Below are 20,210 nucleotides of genomic sequence, written 5' to 3'. Positions count from 1 at the left end.
GGTAACGGTATGATGAAAGAAAAATCACGCTCTCCGCCGAAGCTGTCAAACGGCAGACTTTTGCTTATTCTGGCTTGTCTGCCACCAACCTGCAAGAACACGGATAGTCAAGGGTGCGAAGCATTGATTTTACCCTTTACTATCTGGGGGATTGCTGGTACTTCCCAAACCGCCAGAATAAGAAATTACAATCAATTTATCAAAATAGAAAGAAACGAGGTAAAACATTATGGAAATGAAATATGTCGTGCCAGATATGGCACAGTCTTTTGGAACTCTTGAATTTGCAGGAGAAAGCGAGCCTATCTTTGAAAGAGATAAAAATAACCGCAGGGTCTTAGCCAGACGAAGCTATAACCTTTATTCTGACGTACAGAAAGGCGAAAATGTTGTAGTGGAAATTCCCGTGCAGGCTGGCGAAAAGAAGTTCAAGTATGAACAGAAAGTAAAACTTGTCAATCCGAAGTTGTACGGCAGAGGTTACGCAATCGGGGATATGGGACATACCGATTATGTATTAGTTGCTGATGATATTGTAGCAGTTGAAGAAAAGTAAAGGAGTGAAGAATTTATGAGATTATCAAACGGTTTTGTTATTGACAAAGAGAAAACATTTGGAGAATTAAAATTTACAGCGGTGCGTGATGTTTTCTTACAGAATGAGGACGGGACACCGAGTACCCAGCTTAAAAAGCGTATCTATGACTTGAAATGTAGTCTGCATGGTGGAATTATCCCCGTGTCCGTACCGCCAGAAGTGCCGTTAAGGGAATTTCCGTACAATGCAGTTGTAGAGCTTGTCAATCCCGTAGCCGATACGGTATCAAGAAAGACGTTTGGTGGTGCAGATGTGGACTGGTATGTAAAGGCAGAGGATATTGTGTTGAAGAATAAAGGCAATCAGAACGCAGGCAATCCACAGAACCATGTACCGCAGGGACAGACGAAAAAATAAATCTAGGTCATAGATTATACTCTGAAATTACAGTATAATGAGCCAAAAGAGCCGTATTTAAGCTATGTAAAATAATTTTGACAAGGAAAAAAAGGATTTGTCGAAGATATTGGATAGACATTTGAGGGTTAATATATGACAATGACACCGAAAGGAGCAATCGGAATATGGAAATAGGTAAGAAACTTAAAAATGCACGAGTACAGTCTGGAATGACACAAGAAAATGTTGCAGAAAAAATCAATGTATCAAGGCAGACAATTTCAAACTGGGAAAATGAAAAATCTTACCCAGACATTATCAATGTAATAGAGTTGAGCAACCTATATTCTATAAGTCTTGACGAATTGCTAAAGGGTGATGAAAAAATGATTGAACATTTAGAAGAAAGTACAAATGTTGTAAAAAGCAACCAAAAAATGATATGGGCAATTATTGTAAATATCATTGTCGTAGCATTGCTGATAGCATTAAATATGTTTATACCAGATAACCGTTATTTCTTAGTTGGAATATTTTGTCTTATGGTTATCACTTCATCAGCATTACTTTACCAGATAATCAAAAAATTTTAAGGAGGATATTTTGTTATGAATTTGAACATAGTTTTAGCGGTAATTTGTGGAGCAGTTGCACTTGTAGGAGCGTTTTGTGTTGTGTTTCAGATTTATCATATGACTGTTATAGACGCAACAGCCAGAGGATTAAAGCACCCTAAATTTTGGGGAGTATTTACAATGAGTGGGAATAATTCAAGTGGTTTGCTTATGTATCTAATCGGAAGAAGAAAATACCCTATTGTAAATATGAGTGAAAGCAACTCAAAAGAATTAGAAAAACGTAAAAAATCAGCAGGTATTGGACTGTTATTTTTGGCTATTGGTGTAATTGGCATTATATGTGCGACCTTAATATAACTAAAAATGCAGATTTATGATTATATCTTGCAACATTTACAAAGCAGTTAGTCTATATGATTGACTGCTTTTTTCGTACCCAGAAAGGAGTGAATGATTTATGCGTAAGATTTGGAATAGAGGACACCGTATCAGAGCCAGCGACAAGCACCTTGTCTACCATTTTTCCATAGGGACGCTTCTGTTTTTATTCGTGGCGGTTCTCCTGCTACTGAATATCAAACAGCTCATGCGTACCGACTGGGAGCATTTCAGCTTGTTAGAGAACGGCTTGACGCTTTCCCCTTACAACTTCATAACCATACTGATAGCGACTGGTGTTTGTGCATTGGTCGCTTTTCTGTATTACCGCTTCTGTTACGACAGTTTCAAGAAGCTCCTGCACCGTCAAAAGCTGGCGAGAATGATACTGGAAAATAAGTGGTATGAAGCCGATACCGTACAAGACAGCGGTTTTTTTACTGACCTGCAAAGCAGATCAAGGGAAAAAATCGTCTGGTTTCCAAAGATTTATTATCAAATGGAAAAGGGACTGCTTCATATCCGCTGTGAAATTACGCTGGGAAAATATCAAGACCAGCTTTTACGGTTAGAGGATAAATTGGAAAGTGGATTATATTGTGAGCTGACCGACAAGACCTTACATGACGGTTATATCGAATATACCCTGCTTTATGATATGATAGCGAACCGCATTACTATTGATGAAGTACGGGCAGAAAATGGCTGTCTTAAATTGATGAAAAATCTTGTCTGGGAATATGACGCACTCCCTCACGCTCTGATTGCTGGTGGGACTGGTGGCGGTAAAACCTATTTTCTGCTGACGCTCATTGAAGCCTTACTGCATACCAACGCTGTCCTTTACATCTTAGACCCGAAAAATGCGGACTTAGCAGACTTAGGGACAGTTATGGAAAATGTGTATCACACCAAAGAAAAAATGATTGATTGCGTCAATGCCTTTTATGAGGGTATGGTACAGCGAAGTGAGGAAATGAAGCGACACCCGAACTATAAGACGGGCGAAAACTACGCTTATCTGGGACTGCCACCCTGCTTTCTTATCTTTGATGAATATGTGGCGTTTTTTGAAATGCTGGGGACAAAAGAAAGCGTGGGCTTACTTAGCCAGTTAAAGAAAATCGTTATGTTAGGACGGCAAGCAGGATATTTCCTTATCGTTGCCTGCCAGCGTCCAGACGCAAAGTATTTCTCGGACGGTATCAGAGATAACTTCAATTTCCGCGTGGGACTTGGGCGTATCAGCGAATTAGGTTACGGTATGCTGTTTGGTTCAGATGTGAAAAAGCAGTTTTTCCAGAAGCGTATCAAGGGGCGTGGCTATTGTGATGTGGGAACAAGCGTTATCAGCGAATTTTACACGCCTTTAGTCCCGAAAGGACATGACTTTTTGCAGACTATCGGCTCTCTTGCACAAGCAAGGCAGGACGGGACGGCGACGTGCGAAGCGAAAGGCGACGGCACGGACTAGCCGTTGCTGGTGTGGCGTAAGCCACGCCAGCAGGTAAAACCCCTCGGTATCTAACAGAGGGGTACGTTTGCAAATAGACAATAGACGAAAAACATAGGAAACATAAGGCTTCTGGCATGATTTCCCAGTAAAAATCGGCTGTGAAGTCGCCTTAAAAAACTTCACACTTGACAGATTGGGGGTATGGTTCTGAATGAAGAACAATGGATAAAAGAATTACGGGAGAAACGGATTGCTTACGGTATCTCACAAGGCAGGCTGGCGGTGGCTTCTGGTATCACAAGGGAATATCTCAACAAGATAGAAAGCGGAAAAATGAAGCCGTCAAAGGAACTTCTGGAAACTCTGCATAAAGAACTGGCAAGGTTCAATCCAGAAGCACCGCTTACCATGCTGTTTGATTATGTGAAAATTCGTTTTCCCACGCTGGATATACAGCACATCATCAAAGATATATTAAAACTGAATATCAACTATATGCTCCATGAAGATTACGGACATTACAGTTATACGGAGCATTATTCTTTAGGGGACATCTTTATCTATACGTCGGCTGACGAAGAAAAAGGTGTCCTTTTAGAGTTAAAGGGGCGTGGTTGCCGACAGTTTGAGAGTTACCTGCTGGCACAGCAAAGAAGCTGGTATGACTTTCTCATGGACGCACTCATAGACGGTGGCGTGATGAAGCGTATCGACCTTGCTATCAACGACCATACGGGCATTTTGGATATTCCAGAGCTTGCGGAAAAATGCAGAAAACGGGAATATATCGGAAAGTCCAGAAGTTATAAGTTTTACCAGTCGGGCGAGCTTATCAAGCACAGCGAGGACGACAGAGAATATATGGGACGTACCCTTTATCTTGGTTCGCTGAAATCTGATGTATATTTCTGTATCTATGAAAAGGACTATGAGCAGTATGTCAAGTTAGGGACACCTCTGGAAGAAGCCGATATTATCAACCGTTTTGAGATACGGCTTAGAAATGAACGTGCCTATTATGCAGTACGGGATTTGCTGACGTATTACGACGCAGAGCAGACCGCCTTTTCTATCATCAATCAGTATGTACGGTTTGTTGATGAAGAACCAGACAAGCGGAAAAATGACTGGAAACTCAATGACCGCTGGGCTTGGTTTATCGGCGATAATCGGCAAAGTCTGAAACTGACGACAAAGCCAGAACCTTATACCTTAGATCGTACATTGCGTTGGGTACAAAGGCAGGTAGCACCGACCTTGAAAATGCTGAAAAAGATTGATAAGGGAAACGGTACAGATTACATGGAGACAATCGAACAGCAGGCAAAGCTCACAGAAAAGCATGAAATGATAATCAAACAGCAGACGACCCCTGCAAAAGATTTAGTAGAAATTTAGGAGTGATGAAAAATGTGGGTATTATTAAAAGACTTCCTGCTGGTATCTATGGGAATGGGTATCGGCATAGTCTTGATGTGTATTTTGAATGTCGGCAAAGAAGCTGACTATAAAATGAAACAATTAGAAGAAAGCGAGGACAATTAAATGAATTTCGGACAAAATTTGTATCAATGGTTTTTAAGTAACGCACAGAGCTTAGTGCTTATGGCGATTGTGGTTATCGGTATCTACTTAGGGTTCAAGCGTGAGTTTTCCAAACTTATCGGCTTCTTGGTAGTTGCCTTGATTGCTGTCGGTTTGGTATTCAATGCTGGCGGTGTGAAAGATGTATTGTTAGAGCTGTTCAATAAGATTATCGGTGCATAAAATTTTATTGTGGTACTGATATGCGAATGTTATAATTTGAATGTTGTATTACATAAAACGCTGTACTTACCAGAAAAATCTATGAATTTTGTATATTATACAAGGTTGCAACTTGAAGTTGCTAATGTGCATTTCAAAAAATATAGAATATAACATTATGGCTTGATAAAATTTATTCATCAAATCATAGGAGGTATCACACAATGAGTTTAGGAGAAAAAATCTTCAAGTTAAGAAAAGAAAAAGGAATATCGCAAGAAGCACTAGCTGAACAAATAGGCACTACTAGGCAGGCAATTAGTAAATGGGAAAACAATCAAGGGTTTCCAGAAACAGAAAAGCTTTTACAATTATCAAACATTTTTGAAGTATCTACGGATTATCTTTTGAAAGACGAAAAGAATGTAAAGAATAGTGAAGAACGAGGATATTATGTAAGCAAGGAAATGTCGGTAGGGTTTATCGCTAATCAGAAAAAATTAGGACTTTATCTTGCTTTAGGGGTTATGCTTTGCATTTTTGCTGGAATACCATATACCTTGTTTTTAGATAATATGACTTGGCGTTATTTAGGTATGGCATTTTGCTTTGTGGCAGGAATTATATTTTTTGTCGTAGCAATTTTTTATGAAAAACAAGAATACAACATTTTAAGGCAAGAACCTTTACTACTTGATTATGAATATCTAAAAGAATTGAAAAGCGAATACACTTCAAAAAAGAAAAAATATGTAATAGTTGCTGTTCCTTGTACTGTTCTCTTTATAGCAGGACTAATTTTCTTTCTATTTACTGTGAAAGGCTATATTTCATGGACAGAATATCATTCCTTTGCATTTTTCGGTCTTGCTGTTGGAATGTTGGGTTTTGTATATACAATCAATGTTATGGAAACCTATGAACTATTAGTGAAAAACGAGCAATATTCAACGAGTTTCTTTTTCAAACTAAAAAGAAAGATTAAAAAGAGATTAGGATAAGCTATAATTTAATATTCACACAAAGCAGTTAGTCTTATGATTGACTGCTTTTTTCATACCAAAATTTCAGATTGGAGTGATTACATGAACGATATTTTTAAGGATATGCAGGCAAAAGTCGGCTGTGAATACATTTCTGACCTGCCCTCTTACAAGCGTAAGGTGTGGCGTGAAATGAAACGGCTGAGCCCTGCCGATTATGAAGAAAGACAATTAGAAGATTTTTCAAAGTTTGTGTTTGGTATGCCGTACCAGACCTTAAAAGATGTGATGAAACAACAGAAAGGACGTGAAGAACAATGCAGGAAACAAGGGTGCTGGTGGAAACGAGAGAAACAACTGGCGAAGAAACAACATCATACTGGTTCGACCTGCCGATAGATGTTGCCGAGTTTGAAGAAAAGTTAGGTGTCGGTGCAGAAAGCACGGCGTACCGCATTATCGAAAAGGTGTTGCCTTATGCTGATGAAGTCCACGAACATACAAGCGTGTACCAGCTTAACGAATTAGAGTTTATGTACCGCCAGCTTTCAAGCGATATGCAGGAAGAATATGTATCACTACTTACGGTGTTTGAGAATTTAGAAGCACTTTATATTTGCAGGAACGTGATTACGGTTTATCCCGACTGCAAAAGCATGATAGATGTTGCAAGGCAAAAGCTGATGAATGACTCGACGTTCAAACATTTATCCGAGGACTGTCAAGAATACTACTTTGACTTTGAAGCCTACGCTTCTCACTTGCAGGAACACGGGAAATTCTTAGTAACGGAACACGGTATCTTTGAACTACCAGAGTAGGAAATGAGGTGGTGCTTATGATAGATGATATGGCGGTTTACATTGCTAATCTCGGTAAATACAATGAGGGTTATTTAGTCGGTGCTTGGTTCACGTTCCCCATTGACGAGGAAGATGTAAAAGAAAAAATCGGCTTGAATGAACAGTATGAGGAATACGCTATCCATGATACCGACAACTTCCCCATTGCGATTGGCGAGTATGTTTCCATTGAAGAACTCAATGAGATGTATGAAATGATAGAGGAACTTCCCGACTATATCGTAGAGTGTCTGGACGAATTTATCAGTCACTACGGGACGCTGGAAGAAGTCGTGGAACACAAGGACGATATTTATTATTATCCCGACTGTGAAACCATGACAGATGTTGCCTATTACTACATAGACGAATTGCAGGCACTTGGGGACATTCCACCCAGCTTACAGAACTACATTGATTATGAAGCCTACGGGCGAGATTTGGATATGGGCGGTTGCTTTATTGAAACAAGCCGAGGGATATGCGAGATACCATATTAACGCTGGAAGATCAGCAACGGCATGGTTGCTACTGACAGCGTATTTCTCTTTTAAGGGACAGTCTGAAAATGGCTGTCCTTTTCTCTTTGAAGAACTTACGAAAGGAGCTGAAAGAACTTGAAAAAGATTAAATCTTATACGGGTATCTGGAACGTGGAAAAAGTCTTGTATGCAATCAATGACTTTAACCTGCCTTTTCCCGTTACCTTTACACAGATTACATGGTTTGTGATTACGGAATTTATCATCATTCTGTTTGGGGATATTCCCCCACTTTCCATGATTGAGGGAGCATTTCTCAAATACTTCGGTATTCCCGTTGCTCTCACTTGGTTTATGTCGCAGAAAACCTTTGACGGAAAGAAGCCGTACAGCTTTTTGAAATCACAGATAACCTATGCCCTGCGACCTAAAATCACTTATGCGGGAAAAGCCGTAAAACTGCATAAGCAGACCTTGAATGAAACAATCACGGCAGTAAGGAGTGTGAACTATGTTCCCGATAAAATATATTGACAATAACCTTGTCTGGAACAAGGACAATGAGGTGTTCGCTTACTATGAGCTGATACCGTACAACTATTCTTTTCTATCCGCAGAGCAGAAATTTATCGTGCATGACAGTTTCCGACAGCTTATCGCACAGTCCCGTGAGGGTAAAATTCATGCGTTGCAGATTGCTACGGAAAGCTCAATCCATAGTATGCAGGAGCAGTCAAAGAAGCTGGTAACTGGAAAATTAAAGGAAGTTGCCTGCCAGAAAATAGACGAACAGACCGAAGCGTTAGTATCTATGATTGGTGACAATCAAGTGGACTACCGCTTTTTTCTTGGCTTTAAGCTCATGGTTACGGAAGAACAGCTCAATCTGAAGAACATAAAAAAATCGGCGTGGCTGACGTTCACGGAATTTCTCCATGAAGTGAACCACACGCTGATGAATGATTTTGTTTCCATGCCGAATGATGAAATCAACCGTTACATGAAAATGGAAAAGTTACTGGAAAATAAAATCTCCCGTCGCTTCAAGGTGCGTCGCTTGGAAATCAATGATTTTGGGTATCTCATGGAACATCTTTACGGCAGGAACGGTATCGCCTATGAAGATTATGAGTATCAGTTACCAAAGAAGAAATTGAACAAAGAAACGCTGATAAAATACTACGACCTTATCCGTCCGACAAGGTGTGTGATTGAGGAAAGCCAGCGGTATTTACGATTGGAACATGAGGACAAGGAAAGCTATGTGTCCTACTTTACCGTCAATGCGATTGTCGGGGAGCTTGATTTTCCGTCAAGTGAAATCTTCTATTTCCAACAACAGCAATTCACATTCCCCGTTGATACTTCTATGAATGTAGAAATCGTGGAGAATCGAAAGGCTCTTACCACAGTAAGAAATAAGAAAAAGGAATTGAAAGATTTGGATAATCACGCCTATCAAGCAGGAAGTGAAACCAGTTCAAATGTGGTGGACGCATTAGACAGCGTGGATGAGCTGGAAACGGACTTAGACCAGACAAAAGAAAGTATGTATAAGCTCTCTTATGTAGTGCGTGTATCGGCTGATGATTTGGACGAATTAAAACGCCGTTGTGATGAAGTCAAGGACTTTTACGACGACCTCAATGTAAAGCTGGTGCGTCCTGCTGGGGATATGCTGGGGCTTCATTCTGAATTTTTACCTGCCAGCAAGCGATATATCAATGATTATGTGCAGTATGTAAAATCAGATTTTTTAGCTGGGCTTGGCTTTGGTGCGACACAGCAGTTAGGAGAAACTACGGGTATCTATATGGGCTATTCCGTTGATACGGGAAGAAATGTGTACCTGCAACCGTCCCTTGCCAGTCAAGGTATAAAAGGTACAGTTACCAACGCCCTTGCGTCTGCTTTTGTCGGTTCGCTTGGCGGTGGAAAGTCGTTCTGTAACAATCTTCTGGTGTATTATTCGGTTCTCTTTGGGGGACAGGCGGTTATCTTAGACCCAAAATCAGAGCGTGGCAACTGGAAGGAAACACTTCCAGAAATCGCACATGAAATCAATATCGTAAACTTAACCAGCGATAAAGGAAATGCAGGACTTCTTGACCCATTCGTGATTATGAAGAATGTAAAAGACGCTGAAAGTCTGGCAATCGACATCTTAACATTCCTTACGGGTATTTCCTCTAGGGACGGCGAAAAATTCCCCGTACTTCGTAAAGCGGTACGCTCCGTTACCCAGAGCAACAGTCGGGGCTTGCTCCATGTGATAGACGAGCTACGCCGTGAAGATACGCCCATATCAAGAAATATCGCAGACCATATCGACAGCTTCACGGACTACGACTTTGCACATCTGCTGTTTTCAGACGGGACGGTAGAAAATGCTATCAGTCTGGATAACCAGCTCAACATCATTCAAGTAGCTGACCTTGTACTGCCAGATAAAGATACCACTTTTGAGGAATACACGACCATTGAATTATTATCGGTTTCTATGCTGATTGTGATTAGTACCTTTGCCCTTGATTTTATCCATTCGGACAGAAGTATTTTTAAGATTGTAGACCTTGACGAAGCGTGGGCGTTCTTAAATGTGGCACAAGGAGAAACGCTCTCTAACAAGCTGGTTCGTGCTGGACGAGCTATGCAGGCAGGCGTTTATTTTGTTACCCAGTCTGCCTATGATGTTTCAAAGGAAAGTCTGAAAAACAATATCGGCTTGAAGTTTGCCTTTCGTTCTACTGACATTAACGAGATAAAACAGACCTTAGAGTTTTTTGGTATCGACAAGGACGACGAGAACAACCAGAAACGGCTTCGTGATTTGGAAAACGGACAATGTTTATTGCAGGACTTATACGGGCGTGTCGGCGTGGTGCAGATACACCCAGTCTTTGAAGAACTGCTACACGCTTTTGATACCAGACCGCCCGTGCAGAGAAATGAGGTGGAGTGATGAAAGAAAGGATAAAAGGTGCGTTCACAAAAAAGAAGATTTTCCACTTTCTCAAAATGGCTCTGTTTGTCGTGGCACTTTCCCTTATCCTGCTTTCACTTCTGGGGACGGTGGCTCATGCGACGGGGCTTGTGGACGATACCATAAACGCAGAAAATCTTTATTCTAAATATCCGCTTTCCAACTACCAGCTTGATTTTTTCGTCGATAATAGCTGGTCGTGGCTTCCGTGGAACTGGCTGGACGGTATCGGAAAATCGGTACAGTACGGGCTTTACTGCATTACCAACTTTGTCTGGACGATAAGCCTTTATTTAAGCAATGCAACGGGTTATGTGGTGCAGGAAGCCTATAAGCTGGACTTCATCAACGATATGGCAGACAGTATCGGAAAGAGCATACAGACCCTTGCAGGCGTAACACAGAACGGTTTTTCTTCTACGGGCTTCTATGTTGGTTTCCTGCTTCTCATTATCTTAGTGGTGGGAATGTATGTTGCCTATACGGGACTGATAAAACGGGAAACCAGCAAGGCACTTCATGCCGTTATTAACTTTGTGGTGGTGTTCGTGCTGTCCGCTTCGTTTATTGCCTACGCTCCCGACTACATCAAAAAGATAAATGAATTTTCAAGTGATATTAGTACCGCTTCGTTGGACTTGGGAACAAAAATCATGCTCCCAAACTCTGACAGCAAGGGCAAGGACAGCGTGGACTTGATAAGGGACAGCCTATTTTCTATTCAAGTGGAACAGCCGTGGTTACTCTTACAATTCGGGAACAGCAACGCAGAAGAAATCGGGGCAGACCGTGTAGAAGCTCTGGTATCGGCAAGCCCAGAGGACGAGGACGGAAAGACCAGAGAGGAAGTCGTGAAAACAGAAATCGAGGACAACGACAACAACAATCTGACGATACCGCAGGTCGTGAACCGTTTAGGTATGGTGTTCTTCCTACTGTTCTTCAACTTAGGGATAACGATATTTGTATTCTTGCTTACGGGCATGATGTTATTCAGCCAGATACTTTTTATTATCTTTGCTATGTTTCTGCCTATCAGCTTTTTACTTTCCATGATACCGAGCTATGAAAGCATGGCAAAGCAGGCAATCGTGAGGGTGTTTAATACCATAATGACACGAGCAGGAATAACGCTCATTGTAACGGTGGCGTTCAGCATTTCCAGTATGTTTTATAACATATCCACGGACTATCCGTTTTTCATGGTGGCGTTCTTACAGATAGTGTGTTTCGCTGGTATCTACATGAAGCTGGGTGACTTAATGAGTATGTTCTCTTTGAACGCTAATGATAGTCAAAGCATGGGACGAAGAATTTTCCGCAGACCATATCTATACTTGGCACATAGGGCTAGACGTATGGAAAGACGGCTTGCTGGTGCGGTTACTGCTGGTGGTGTTGCTGGTGCGGTGGCTGGTAGCACGATTTCAAACAGAAAAGCGACAAGGAACACAGCTACAAAAGATAGTCGGGGTAATACATCTTCCAGCATGGGACAGCGTGTAGGTTCAAAGGTGGGTGCTGTCTTAGATACAAAAAATAAAGTGAAAGATAAGGCAAGTGCTGTCAAAGAGAATATCAAGGATATGCCGACACAGACCGCTTATGCCGTCCACTCCGCAAAGGAAAAGGCAAAGTCCAGCGTGTCCGACTTCAAGCGTGGCATGGTGCAGGAACAGCAGTCCAGACAGTCGGGACGTATGGAAAAACGGGAACAGCATAGGCAGAATATCGCCGATAAGCGTATGGAGCTTCAAAAGGCACAAGAAGCAAGGCAGGCACAGCGAAAGGCTGACGGATCAGCGACAACGGGAGCTACCCGTCCCCATGAGCGACCAGCCACAGCTTCAACCATTCCAAAGCCGAGTGCTGAAAAAACGCAGGAAGTCAAACGCCCTGCCACAGCGACGACTTCAAAAACAAATGAGCCAGTCAAGACAACGGTTATCAAAGAGCGTCCCTTATCTTCGGGTACTTCTGATAGGAAAACGAGCCAGCCTACACAGCCAGTACATAGGCAGAATGTAGAAAAAGTGGTATCGCAGGAAACACGCCAGAATGACACCAAAGACCGCAGGACAAAAGTTCAGCAGACGCAAAGCGTCCAGAAAAACCAGCAGACCACAGAGAAAACCCGTAACCTTGTAATGAAGAAAGGACAGAAGAAAAAATGAAACTGAAACATATTGCTATTATCGGCAGTCTGTTTCCTATCCTCTTTTCACTGGTGCTTTTCTTTGGGGTGTTGATTAGTGCGGACAGCGACGACGAGAACAGCAACTTTTCTTCTGGCATTACGGGTATGAACTTATCCGCAGAAGTCTTGAAACATCAGCCTATGGTGGAAAAGTACGCCAGAGAATACGGCATTTCCGAGTATGTCAATGTGTTGCTGGCAATCATACAAGTGGAAAGTGGCGGTACAGCCGAGGACGTTATGCAAAGCTCTGAAAGTCTGGGACTACCGCCCAATTCATTAGATACAGAAAGTTCAATCAAGCAGGGGTGTAAATATTTTGCGTCCCTGCTTTCGTCCTGCAAAAATCAAGGTATGGACGATTTGAATGTAGCGATACAGTCTTATAACTATGGCGGTGGTTATGTGGGATATGTGGCAGGAAAAGGAAATAAACACACTTTCAACCTTGCAGAGAGCTTTGCCCGTGAAAAATCGGGTGGAAAGAAAGTAACATACACCAATCCAATAGCTGTTGCGAAGAATGGAGGCTGGCGGTATAGCTATGGAAATATGTTCTATGTGGAATTAGTCAATCAGTATTTAACTGTTCCGCAGGTGTCGGGAGAGCTGGCACAAAAGGTAATGAATGAAGCGTTGAAGTATCAAGGCTGGAAGTACGTCTATGGTGGTAGTAATCCCAACACTTCCTTTGACTGTTCGGGACTGACACAATGGTGTTATGGAAAAGCTGGTATCTCCTTACCGAGAACGGCACAAGCACAGTATGATGCTACCCAACATCTCCCACTCTCGCAGGCAAAGGCTGGGGACTTGGTATTTTTCCATTCTACCTATAACGCTGGTTCGTATGTAACCCACGTCGGCATTTATGTAGGAAATAACCAGATGTACCATGCAGGCGACCCGATAGGATTTGCAGACCTAAGCAGTAGTTACTGGCAACAGCACTTAATCGGTGCAGGACGAGTAAAACAATAGAAAGGACTTGAAGATATGTTTAAGAAAAATAAGAAACAGACAGAAACTATCAAAGAACCAAAAGAAAAAAAGGTGCGTACTGTCAAGGTAGGCACACATAAGAAAACTGTGATTGCCTTGTGGGTGGTGCTTATCGCAAGCGTGAGCTTCGGGGTGTATAAGAATTTTACCGCTATCGACCAGCACACCACCCATGAAAAAGAAATCATTGAGCTTCGCTTGCAGGACACCAACGGGATAGAAAATTTCGTGAAGAACTTTGCGAAGTCATATTACACATGGAATAACAGCAAAGAAGCGATTGAAGCAAGGACGCAGGCAATCAGCGGTTATCTGACAAAGGAATTGCAGGACTTGAATATAGATACCATTAGAACCGACATACCGACCAGCTCCACAGTTACAGATGTGATTGTATGGCATATCGAGCAATCGGGAACGGATACTTTTTCTGCTACCTACGAAGTAGATCAGCAGATAAAAGAGGGCGAACAGACAAGCAATGTGAAAGCAACCTATACTGTAAAAGTTCATGTAGACGCTGACGGGGATATGGTAATCGTTCAGAACCCTACTCTTGCACCAGCAATCGAAAAATCAGACTATGATCCAAAGACACCAGAAACAGACGCAAGTGTAGACGCTGATACTGCAAATGACGCTACCGCATTTCTGGAAACATTCTTTAAGTTGTACCCAACAGCCACAGAAAACGAACTTGCTTATTATGTGTCGGGGAATGTGCTTGAACCTATCGGCAGGGACTACCTTTATTCTGAACTGGTAAACCCTATCTTTACAAAAGACGGGGAGAATGTAAAAGTTAAGGTTGCTGTAAAATTCCTTGATAATCAGACAAAGGCAACGCAAGTATCGCAGTATGAGCTTGTGCTACATAAGGATAGTAACTGGAAGATTGTAGGATAATTGTAAAAGGCTTGTATCATATTTTTATGCTCTGCAAGCCTTTTAATATTGACAACTGTATTTTTAAGTATTATGCTGTACTTGTATAAGCTATACAGTATAGAACAAGGCGGTGTTTAAATGGAAATCTTTATCAATAATCATGCAAGCATACCTATTTATGAACAAATTTCTTCGCAAATAAAAGCATTGATTATAAATGGGGAATTAAAGGCTGGCGAAGCTCTACCATCAATAAGAGGACTTGCAAAATCATTGCATATAAGTGTATTGACTGTTCAAAAATCTTATGATGTGCTTCAAAAAGACGGTTTTATCGAAACAACAGCAGGCAAAGGGTGTTTTGTATCTGCTCAAAATCAAGATTTTTATATAGAAGAACAACAGAAAAAAATCGAAGATAGATTTGTAGAAGCTATTGAAATAGCCCGTGCAAGTGGCATAAACCTTGATAAATTGATTGGATTATTAAAATTATTATATGAGGAGGACGAGTAAATGGCTGAAAATATTTTAGAAGTTAAAAACCTTACAAAAGATTATGGCGATTTTGTATTAAATGACTTAAGTTTTTCCATTCCTAGAGGTGTAATTATGGGGCTTATTGGCGAAAATGGAGCTGGAAAATCGACCACAGTAAATTGTATTTTGAACGAAATTAAGAAAAACAGTGGAAACATTTTGATTTTTGGAAAAGACCACATAATTGATGAATGTGAAATAAAAGATAAAATCGGAATTGTATTTGACGAAAACCACTTTCCAGATATTTTTACACCAAAAGAAATTGAAAAATATATGTCGGGAATATATACCAATTGGGACAGTATAGCATTTCGTAATTATTTGAAACAGTTCGAATTACCAGCAAAGAAGAAAATTAAAGATTTTTCTAAAGGAATGAAAGTAAAACTTGCATTCGCTGTTGCTCTTTCACATAAAGCAGAATTACTTATATTAGATGAAGCAACAAGTGGATTGGACCCTATTATTCGAGATGATATTCTTGATATACTGATTGATTTTGTGCAAGATGAAAATTACTCTATTTTGTTTTCATCACATATTACAAGTGATTTAGAAAAAATAGCAGATTATATTACTTTTATTCATAAAGGACGGTTAGTTTTCTGCTCATTAAAAGACGACTTAATTGATAACTATGGTGTTGTAAGTTGTGGAGCAAGTGTCTTTGATACGCTAGATAAGACAGAAATTATTTCCTATCAAAAAGAAGATTATCAATATAAGGTTCTTGTTCGTGATAGAAACAAGATTGCAAAAGATTTTCCAAAAGCACTTGTAGAACCTGCTACTATTGAAAATATTATGTTGTTTTACGTAAAGGGGGAATTACAATGAAAGGCTTATTGATGAAAGATTTATTAGTAATTCAGAAAAAATATGGAATTACTAGAATTATTATGGATATATTCATTATAGTAGCTTTGATGTTATTTTTAAAAGGGACAGGAGCTATTTACATTAGTTTATTGTTAATTCCAGTTGAAATAATGACAATGATAATTTCCTTAACGACTTGCGACGAACAATGGAAATGGGGGAAATATGTTGTTGCACTACCCGTTTCAAAAACTACGATTGTAAAAAGCAGATATATAGTTGCTTTGATTATGACTTGTATTGGCTTTGGGGTAGCTTTGCTTGTTAATACCATAACATATTTTATATTCCCTCAATTTGCATTTGGTTATTATATGTTTATTGCTTGTGCTTCTTTTGCCGTAACCTTAGTATTTTTGTCATTTGTATTGCCTTCAAATTATTCACTTGGAGTTAATGCAGGTTTTGCGGTTATGTTTACTCTAGTGATTATTCTTGTTGTATTGGCAGTTTGGACAAATGTGACTAACAATTCTATTTTATGGTTTGTAGTCGATAATTTTGAATTGAGTATCGGCATAGCTTTTATAATAGTTATAGCTCTTGCTTTCAGTTCTTATCTTCTATCAAAAGCATTTTTTACTAGAAAATACAATTAGTGAGGTATTGTTATGAGAAAATGTCTTAGATGTCATGAAGAAATGGTCGAAAATTTAGATGTTAAAGTTGATATGCAGGGATATGGTATTAGAATAACTACTAAAGGCGTTTTTGGAACTACGGTAGAAAAACCTAAAGTTGCAGTTTGTCCAAAATGTGGCGAAGTTTCCTTATATATTGAAAATTTTAAATCAATAAAATAAATGATTAAAATCTGCATATAGACTGAGGGTTTATTGTTTGCTAACGTCCGAGCGGATATTGAAGAATTTATGAATAGTACATACCCAGAGATGCAAGCAAATTTCAAAAGGTATTTTGGAAATAGACATTTTACGCCGAAAAAATATGTTTATATCACTACGAAAAAGCAAAAATTAAATTTCTTAAAAGAATAAGGGGGGGCTATGGATAAGCAATTATGGGTATTATGTCCTATTTGCAATAATAAGACACGAACTAAAGTGCGAGAAGATACAGAACTGATAAATTTTCCTTTGTTCTGTCCGAAGTGCAAAACGGAAACTTTAATCAATATAAAGCATGGAAAAGTAACTATTATCAAAGAGCCAGACGCAAAGACGCAGAGCCGATAATTTGTAGGTTATTATGACTTATAGATTGTTGGCTCTTATTTGTTACCTGCGGAGCAGATCAGCAAATAGATAATGCAGAATAGCAAAAAGGGAAAACAAGAAGCTGATTACTTCTTGCTCTCCCTGCTGTTCAAGATACCGTCAATCGTACCTTGAATGATTTTTAATTCGTTATCACTCAATAAATCAAGAGAGGTTTCTATCTGACGGCGAGCTGTACTTTTTACGACGTTCTCTGCTGGATAGAAATATTCATCGACCGATATATTGAACATGGTAACTAAATCATGGAATAATTGAAAACTAGGGTGTGAACCAACATTTTCAATATCTGCGATATGGCGTTCTCCATAGAACACTTTATCGCCTAAATCATTACGAGAAAGCCCTGCTCTCTCACGGGCTTCTCTGATTGCCAGTCCTAAAGGTCTGAAATCAAAAGTTTGTGTTTCTTTTGCTTTTCTCATTTTAAATCACCTAGCATGAGTTTATACTTCATGCTGTATATTTAGAATGTGTTAAAATTGAGCGAATCATTCAATTAGAAAACGAAAAAGAATAGAATCACAAATCACTTGTGATTTGTGATTGTTGATGATAAAATAAGAGTAAGAAGAAATAGAAAGAAGTGAGTGGTTGTGGGAAATTTAGGCGCACAAAAAGCAAAACGAAATGATACACCAATCAGTGCAAAAAAAGATATTATGGGGGATAAGACGGTTCGTGTTCGTGCTGACTTGCACCATATTATAAAAATCGAAACAGCAAAGAATGGCGGAAACGTAAAAGAAGTTATGGATAAAGCCTTAGAAGAATATATTCGGAAATATTTACCTGACAAACTTTAAAAGGAGTGAAAATGAAATGGCAGTTACTTATGAAAAAACATTTGAAATAGAGATCATTAACGAATTATCGGCAAGCGTTTATAATCGAGTATTAAACTATGTTTTGAATCATGAATTAAATAAAAATGACTCTCAATTATTGGAAGTCAATTTATTAAACCAATTAAAGCTTGCAAAACGTGTAAATCTTTTTGATTATTCTTTAGAAGAATTACAAGCCGTTCATGAGTATTGGCGGTCAATGAATCGCTATTCAAAACAAGTTTTGAATAAAGAGAAAGTGGCTTAATATGGCAAATATAGTCAATTTTACTGACAAACAATTTGAAAATCGCTTAAATGATAATTTAGAAGAATTGGTTCAAGGAAAAAAAGCGGTTGAATCGCCAACCGCTTTTTTACTTGGTGGGCAACCAGGGTCAGGGAAAACGAGTTTGCGAAGAAGATGATTGAGCAGGCAGGAACAAAGTGATAAATTCAAATTGTGAGGGAAAATATAGATGAATCAAGGAAGAATTATTGTGATTACAGGCTCACCGGGGACAGGAAAAACAACAACTGCGTCAATTGTCGCAAAGGAATCAGATATGGATAAATCAGTGCATATGCACACCGATGACTTTTTTCATTACTTAAGCAAAGGCGCAATACCACCACATTTGCCAGAATCCAACAAGCAAAATCTGGTTGTCATTGAAGCCTTTTTAGAGGCTGCAAAGCGATATGCTCGTGGCGGATATGATGTAATTGTAGATGGGATTGTCGGGCCATGGTTTTTGGAGCCATGGAAAGCTCTTGCCCAAGAAGATTACGAGGTACACTATATTGTATTAAGAGCGAGTATGGAAATAAGACTTAGAAGCAAACTTAAGAGTGTGTTGATAGTGCAGTATCTTAAAATTTTGTATAATAGGAATTGAAGTTAAATTAGATGCTAAAAATTTGTAATTAAGAAGGAGTGATTACATGAACAAAAATATAAAATATTCTCAAAACTTTTTAACGAGTGAAAAAGTACTCAACCAAATAATAAAACAATTGAATTTAAAAGAAACCGATACCGTTTACGAAATTGGAACAGGTAAAGGGCATTTAACGACGAAACTGGCTAAAATAAGTAAACAGGTAACGTCTATTGAATTAGACAGTCATCTATTCAACTTATCGTCAGAAAAATTAAAACTGAATACTCGTGTCACTTTAATTCACCAAGATATTCTACAGTTTCAATTCCCTAACAAACAGAGGTATAAAATTGTTGGGAGTATTCCTTACCATTTAAGCACACAAATTATTAAAAAAGTGGTTTTTGAAAGCCATGCGTCTGACATCTATCTGATTGTTGAAGAAGGATTCTACAAGCGTACCTTGGATATTCACCGAACACTAGGGTTGCTCTTGCACACTCAAGTCTCGATTCAGCAATTGCTTAAGCTGCCAGCGGAATGCTTTCATCCTAAACCAAAAGTAAACAGTGTCTTAATAAAACTTACCCGCCATACCACAGATGTTCCAGATAAATATTGGAAGCTATATACGTACTTTGTTTCAAAATGGGTCAATCGAGAATATCGTCAACTGTTTACTAAAAATCAGTTTCATCAAGCAATGAAACACGCCAAAGTAAACAATTTAAGTACCGTTACTTATGAGCAAGTATTGTCTATTTTTAATAGTTATCTATTATTTAACGGGAGGAAATAATTCTATGAGTCGCTTTTGTAAATTTGGAAAGTTACACGTTACTAAAGGGAATGTAGATAAATTATTAGGTATACTACTGACAGCTTCCAAGGAGCTAAAGAGGTCCCTAGCGCCTACGGGGAATTTGTATCGATAAGGGGTACAAATTCCCACTAAGCGCTCGGGACCCCTTGTAGGAAAATGTCCTAAGTGTGGCAACAATATTGTATTAAAAAAATCGTTTTATGGTTGTTCAAATTATCCTGAATGTACCTTCACTTTAGCTGAACATTTTAGAAAGAAAAAACTCACCAAAACAAATGTAAAAGAATTACTAGAGGGAAAAGAAACCCTGGTAAAAGGAATCAAAACGAAAGATAGAAAGTCCTACAATGCCGTTGTAAAAATCGGAGAAAAGGGATATATTGATTTTATCTCTTTTTCAAAATAAGCATAAAAGCCCTTTAAAGAGGGCTTTTATATATTAATCACAAATCACTTATCACAAATCACAAGTGATTAATCACAAATCACTTGTGATTTGTGATTCCTAATGATACAATATTACTATACAAAAAAAGAATGGGGC

The 20,210-nt window shown here is 39.3% G+C and carries 27 protein-coding genes and 2 pseudogenes; 28 read left to right on the top strand and 1 reads right to left on the bottom strand.

What is annotated here, in order from left to right:
• The first annotated feature begins 9 nt into the window (after positions 1 to 9).
• The 23 genes and pseudogenes from GSF08_RS03070 (at position 10) to GSF08_RS02960 (ending at position 17,090) form a co-directional block, all read left to right on the top strand.
• Positions 10 to 282: a hypothetical protein gene (locus GSF08_RS03070; RefSeq protein ID WP_009269673.1), complete on the top strand. Its 273-nt coding sequence runs from the start codon at positions 10 to 12 to the stop codon at positions 280 to 282.
• On the top strand, positions 230 to 556 hold the full coding sequence (locus GSF08_RS03065) for a YdcP family protein (RefSeq protein WP_003417601.1): 327 nt from the start codon (positions 230 to 232) through the stop codon (positions 554 to 556). The genes GSF08_RS03070 and GSF08_RS03065 overlap by 53 nt, the downstream gene beginning before the upstream one ends.
• Before the next feature lie 15 nt (positions 557 to 571).
• A complete protein-coding gene (locus tag GSF08_RS03060; RefSeq protein WP_103951361.1) occupies positions 572 to 955 on the top strand; it encodes a YdcP family protein in 384 nt (127 codons plus the stop codon).
• 167 nt (positions 956 to 1,122) lie between these two features.
• A complete protein-coding gene (locus tag GSF08_RS03055; RefSeq protein ID WP_003423032.1) occupies positions 1,123 to 1,530 on the top strand; it encodes a helix-turn-helix domain-containing protein in 408 nt (135 codons plus the stop codon).
• A gap of 15 nt (positions 1,531 to 1,545) precedes the next feature.
• Positions 1,546 to 1,872, top strand: coding sequence for a hypothetical protein (locus tag GSF08_RS03050; RefSeq protein ID WP_003423033.1), 327 nt, complete (start codon positions 1,546 to 1,548; stop codon positions 1,870 to 1,872).
• A 100-nt stretch (positions 1,873 to 1,972) separates the two neighbouring features.
• On the top strand, positions 1,973 to 3,367 hold the full coding sequence (locus GSF08_RS03045) for an FtsK/SpoIIIE domain-containing protein (protein WP_003423037.1): 1,395 nt from the start codon (positions 1,973 to 1,975) through the stop codon (positions 3,365 to 3,367).
• A gap of 183 nt (positions 3,368 to 3,550) precedes the next feature.
• On the top strand, positions 3,551 to 4,747 hold the full coding sequence (gene mobT / locus GSF08_RS03040; protein WP_003423038.1) for a MobT family relaxase: 1,197 nt from the start codon (positions 3,551 to 3,553) through the stop codon (positions 4,745 to 4,747).
• Between the two features lie 33 nt (positions 4,748 to 4,780).
• Positions 4,781 to 4,894: pseudogene (locus GSF08_RS03035) on the top strand (DUF3789 domain-containing protein); the annotation flags it as partial.
• Complete coding sequence (locus tag GSF08_RS03030; protein WP_002323342.1) at positions 4,895 to 5,116, top strand: hypothetical protein; 222 nt, start codon at positions 4,895 to 4,897, stop codon at positions 5,114 to 5,116.
• Between the two features lie 203 nt (positions 5,117 to 5,319).
• Positions 5,320 to 6,096: a helix-turn-helix domain-containing protein gene (locus tag GSF08_RS03025; RefSeq protein ID WP_003423043.1), complete on the top strand. Its 777-nt coding sequence runs from the start codon at positions 5,320 to 5,322 to the stop codon at positions 6,094 to 6,096.
• Between the two features lie 84 nt (positions 6,097 to 6,180).
• The gene (locus tag GSF08_RS03020; protein ID WP_003423044.1) at positions 6,181 to 6,477 is read left to right on the top strand and encodes a hypothetical protein; all 297 of its coding nucleotides are present in this window, start codon (positions 6,181 to 6,183) and stop codon (positions 6,475 to 6,477) included.
• Entirely contained in the window at positions 6,396 to 6,899 is a 504-nt protein-coding gene (locus GSF08_RS03015) for an antirestriction protein ArdA (protein WP_003423046.1), read from the top strand. The genes GSF08_RS03020 and GSF08_RS03015 overlap by 82 nt, the downstream gene beginning before the upstream one ends.
• A gap of 17 nt (positions 6,900 to 6,916) precedes the next feature.
• Positions 6,917 to 7,420, top strand: coding sequence for an antirestriction protein ArdA (locus tag GSF08_RS03010; protein WP_003423048.1), 504 nt, complete (start codon positions 6,917 to 6,919; stop codon positions 7,418 to 7,420).
• A 117-nt stretch (positions 7,421 to 7,537) separates the two neighbouring features.
• On the top strand, positions 7,538 to 7,936 hold the full coding sequence (locus GSF08_RS03005; protein ID WP_004843362.1) for a conjugal transfer protein: 399 nt from the start codon (positions 7,538 to 7,540) through the stop codon (positions 7,934 to 7,936).
• Positions 7,914 to 10,364: a conjugal transfer ATPase TcpF gene (gene tcpF / locus GSF08_RS03000; protein ID WP_003423051.1), complete on the top strand. Its 2,451-nt coding sequence runs from the start codon at positions 7,914 to 7,916 to the stop codon at positions 10,362 to 10,364. The genes GSF08_RS03005 and tcpF overlap by 23 nt, the downstream gene beginning before the upstream one ends.
• Positions 10,364 to 12,559, top strand: a complete 2,196-nt coding sequence (locus tag GSF08_RS02995; protein WP_160624363.1) for a CD3337/EF1877 family mobilome membrane protein — start codon at positions 10,364 to 10,366, stop codon at positions 12,557 to 12,559. Before tcpF ends, GSF08_RS02995 begins: the two co-directional genes overlap by 1 nt.
• Complete coding sequence (locus tag GSF08_RS02990; protein WP_003423055.1) at positions 12,556 to 13,563, top strand: C40 family peptidase; 1,008 nt, start codon at positions 12,556 to 12,558, stop codon at positions 13,561 to 13,563. The genes GSF08_RS02995 and GSF08_RS02990 overlap by 4 nt, the downstream gene beginning before the upstream one ends.
• A 15-nt stretch (positions 13,564 to 13,578) precedes the next feature.
• Positions 13,579 to 14,490, top strand: coding sequence for a conjugal transfer protein (locus GSF08_RS02985; protein ID WP_003423057.1), 912 nt, complete (start codon positions 13,579 to 13,581; stop codon positions 14,488 to 14,490).
• Positions 14,491 to 14,610: 120 nt separating this feature from the next.
• On the top strand, positions 14,611 to 14,988 hold the full coding sequence (locus GSF08_RS02980) for a GntR family transcriptional regulator (RefSeq protein WP_003423058.1): 378 nt from the start codon (positions 14,611 to 14,613) through the stop codon (positions 14,986 to 14,988).
• Entirely contained in the window at positions 14,989 to 15,852 is an 864-nt protein-coding gene (locus GSF08_RS02975) for an ABC transporter ATP-binding protein (protein ID WP_003423060.1), read from the top strand.
• Positions 15,849 to 16,493, top strand: a complete 645-nt coding sequence (locus GSF08_RS02970) for an ABC-2 transporter permease (RefSeq protein ID WP_003423062.1) — start codon at positions 15,849 to 15,851, stop codon at positions 16,491 to 16,493. The genes GSF08_RS02975 and GSF08_RS02970 overlap by 4 nt, the downstream gene beginning before the upstream one ends.
• Before the next feature lie 12 nt (positions 16,494 to 16,505).
• The gene (locus GSF08_RS02965) at positions 16,506 to 16,697 is read left to right on the top strand and encodes a hypothetical protein (RefSeq protein ID WP_003423063.1); all 192 of its coding nucleotides are present in this window, start codon (positions 16,506 to 16,508) and stop codon (positions 16,695 to 16,697) included.
• A gap of 204 nt (positions 16,698 to 16,901) precedes the next feature.
• Positions 16,902 to 17,090 carry a cysteine-rich KTR domain-containing protein gene (locus GSF08_RS02960; protein ID WP_009269672.1) on the top strand — a complete coding sequence of 63 codons (189 nt, stop codon included), beginning with the start codon at positions 16,902 to 16,904 and terminating at the stop codon, positions 17,088 to 17,090.
• Positions 17,091 to 17,197: 107 nt separating this feature from the next.
• On the opposite strand, the gene GSF08_RS02955 is transcribed toward GSF08_RS02960, so the two are convergent.
• Entirely contained in the window at positions 17,198 to 17,557 is a 360-nt protein-coding gene (locus tag GSF08_RS02955) for a helix-turn-helix transcriptional regulator (RefSeq protein ID WP_003423065.1), read from the bottom strand.
• A 171-nt stretch (positions 17,558 to 17,728) separates the two neighbouring features.
• Between GSF08_RS02955 and GSF08_RS02950 the strand changes: the two genes are divergently transcribed.
• The 5 genes and pseudogenes from GSF08_RS02950 to GSF08_RS02925 all read left to right on the top strand — a co-directional run bounded on the left by GSF08_RS02950 (position 17,729) and on the right by GSF08_RS02925 (position 20,072).
• Positions 17,729 to 17,938 carry a peptide-binding protein gene (locus GSF08_RS02950; RefSeq protein ID WP_000527317.1) on the top strand — a complete coding sequence of 70 codons (210 nt, stop codon included), beginning with the start codon at positions 17,729 to 17,731 and terminating at the stop codon, positions 17,936 to 17,938.
• Between the two features lie 16 nt (positions 17,939 to 17,954).
• A complete protein-coding gene (locus GSF08_RS02945; RefSeq protein WP_000301765.1) occupies positions 17,955 to 18,227 on the top strand; it encodes an antitoxin in 273 nt (90 codons plus the stop codon).
• Between the two features lies 1 nt (position 18,228).
• A pseudogene (locus tag GSF08_RS11750) lies at positions 18,229 to 18,858 on the top strand (P-loop nucleotide/nucleoside kinase family protein).
• A 46-nt stretch (positions 18,859 to 18,904) separates the two neighbouring features.
• On the top strand, positions 18,905 to 19,642 hold the full coding sequence (gene erm(B) / locus GSF08_RS02930) for a 23S rRNA (adenine(2058)-N(6))-methyltransferase Erm(B) (protein WP_002292226.1): 738 nt from the start codon (positions 18,905 to 18,907) through the stop codon (positions 19,640 to 19,642).
• A gap of 145 nt (positions 19,643 to 19,787) precedes the next feature.
• Positions 19,788 to 20,072: a topoisomerase C-terminal repeat-containing protein gene (locus GSF08_RS02925; protein ID WP_073459356.1), complete on the top strand. Its 285-nt coding sequence runs from the start codon at positions 19,788 to 19,790 to the stop codon at positions 20,070 to 20,072.
• Positions 20,073 to 20,210: the final 138 nt, after the last annotated feature.

This window comes from Copranaerobaculum intestinale, assembly GCF_009831105.1.
Taxonomy (GTDB): Bacteria; Bacillota_I; Bacilli_A; order Erysipelotrichales; family Erysipelotrichaceae; genus Copranaerobaculum; species Copranaerobaculum intestinale.
The sequence above is the reverse complement of the archived record's forward strand: the minus strand, read 5'-3'. Positions and strand labels throughout refer to the sequence as shown.

What these genes read in the sequence shown, in the direction of transcription:
- GSF08_RS03070 (WP_009269673.1), top strand. Translation starts at nt 10, where the DNA reads ATGATGAAAGAAAAATCACGCTCTCCGCCGAAGCTGTCAAACGGCAGA.
- GSF08_RS03065 (WP_003417601.1), top strand. Translation starts at nt 230, where the DNA reads ATGGAAATGAAATATGTCGTGCCAGATATGGCACAGTCTTTTGGAACT.
- GSF08_RS03060 (WP_103951361.1), top strand. Translation starts at nt 572, where the DNA reads ATGAGATTATCAAACGGTTTTGTTATTGACAAAGAGAAAACATTTGGA.
- GSF08_RS03055 (WP_003423032.1), top strand. Translation starts at nt 1,123, where the DNA reads ATGGAAATAGGTAAGAAACTTAAAAATGCACGAGTACAGTCTGGAATG.
- GSF08_RS03050 (WP_003423033.1), top strand. Translation starts at nt 1,546, where the DNA reads ATGAATTTGAACATAGTTTTAGCGGTAATTTGTGGAGCAGTTGCACTT.
- GSF08_RS03045 (WP_003423037.1), top strand. Translation starts at nt 1,973, where the DNA reads ATGCGTAAGATTTGGAATAGAGGACACCGTATCAGAGCCAGCGACAAG.
- mobT (WP_003423038.1), top strand. Translation starts at nt 3,551, where the DNA reads ATGGTTCTGAATGAAGAACAATGGATAAAAGAATTACGGGAGAAACGG.
- GSF08_RS03030 (WP_002323342.1), top strand. Translation starts at nt 4,895, where the DNA reads ATGAATTTCGGACAAAATTTGTATCAATGGTTTTTAAGTAACGCACAG.
- GSF08_RS03025 (WP_003423043.1), top strand. Translation starts at nt 5,320, where the DNA reads ATGAGTTTAGGAGAAAAAATCTTCAAGTTAAGAAAAGAAAAAGGAATA.
- GSF08_RS03020 (WP_003423044.1), top strand. Translation starts at nt 6,181, where the DNA reads ATGAACGATATTTTTAAGGATATGCAGGCAAAAGTCGGCTGTGAATAC.
- GSF08_RS03015 (WP_003423046.1), top strand. Translation starts at nt 6,396, where the DNA reads ATGCAGGAAACAAGGGTGCTGGTGGAAACGAGAGAAACAACTGGCGAA.
- GSF08_RS03010 (WP_003423048.1), top strand. Translation starts at nt 6,917, where the DNA reads ATGATAGATGATATGGCGGTTTACATTGCTAATCTCGGTAAATACAAT.
- tcpF (WP_003423051.1), top strand. Translation starts at nt 7,914, where the DNA reads ATGTTCCCGATAAAATATATTGACAATAACCTTGTCTGGAACAAGGAC.
- GSF08_RS02995 (WP_160624363.1), top strand. Translation starts at nt 10,364, where the DNA reads ATGAAAGAAAGGATAAAAGGTGCGTTCACAAAAAAGAAGATTTTCCAC.
- GSF08_RS02990 (WP_003423055.1), top strand. Translation starts at nt 12,556, where the DNA reads ATGAAACTGAAACATATTGCTATTATCGGCAGTCTGTTTCCTATCCTC.
- GSF08_RS02985 (WP_003423057.1), top strand. Translation starts at nt 13,579, where the DNA reads ATGTTTAAGAAAAATAAGAAACAGACAGAAACTATCAAAGAACCAAAA.
- GSF08_RS02980 (WP_003423058.1), top strand. Translation starts at nt 14,611, where the DNA reads ATGGAAATCTTTATCAATAATCATGCAAGCATACCTATTTATGAACAA.
- GSF08_RS02975 (WP_003423060.1), top strand. Translation starts at nt 14,989, where the DNA reads ATGGCTGAAAATATTTTAGAAGTTAAAAACCTTACAAAAGATTATGGC.
- GSF08_RS02970 (WP_003423062.1), top strand. Translation starts at nt 15,849, where the DNA reads ATGAAAGGCTTATTGATGAAAGATTTATTAGTAATTCAGAAAAAATAT.
- GSF08_RS02965 (WP_003423063.1), top strand. Translation starts at nt 16,506, where the DNA reads ATGAGAAAATGTCTTAGATGTCATGAAGAAATGGTCGAAAATTTAGAT.
- GSF08_RS02960 (WP_009269672.1), top strand. Translation starts at nt 16,902, where the DNA reads ATGGATAAGCAATTATGGGTATTATGTCCTATTTGCAATAATAAGACA.
- GSF08_RS02955 (WP_003423065.1), bottom strand. Translation starts at nt 17,557, where the DNA reads ATGAGAAAAGCAAAAGAAACACAAACTTTTGATTTCAGACCTTTAGGA.
- GSF08_RS02945 (WP_000301765.1), top strand. Translation starts at nt 17,955, where the DNA reads ATGGCAGTTACTTATGAAAAAACATTTGAAATAGAGATCATTAACGAA.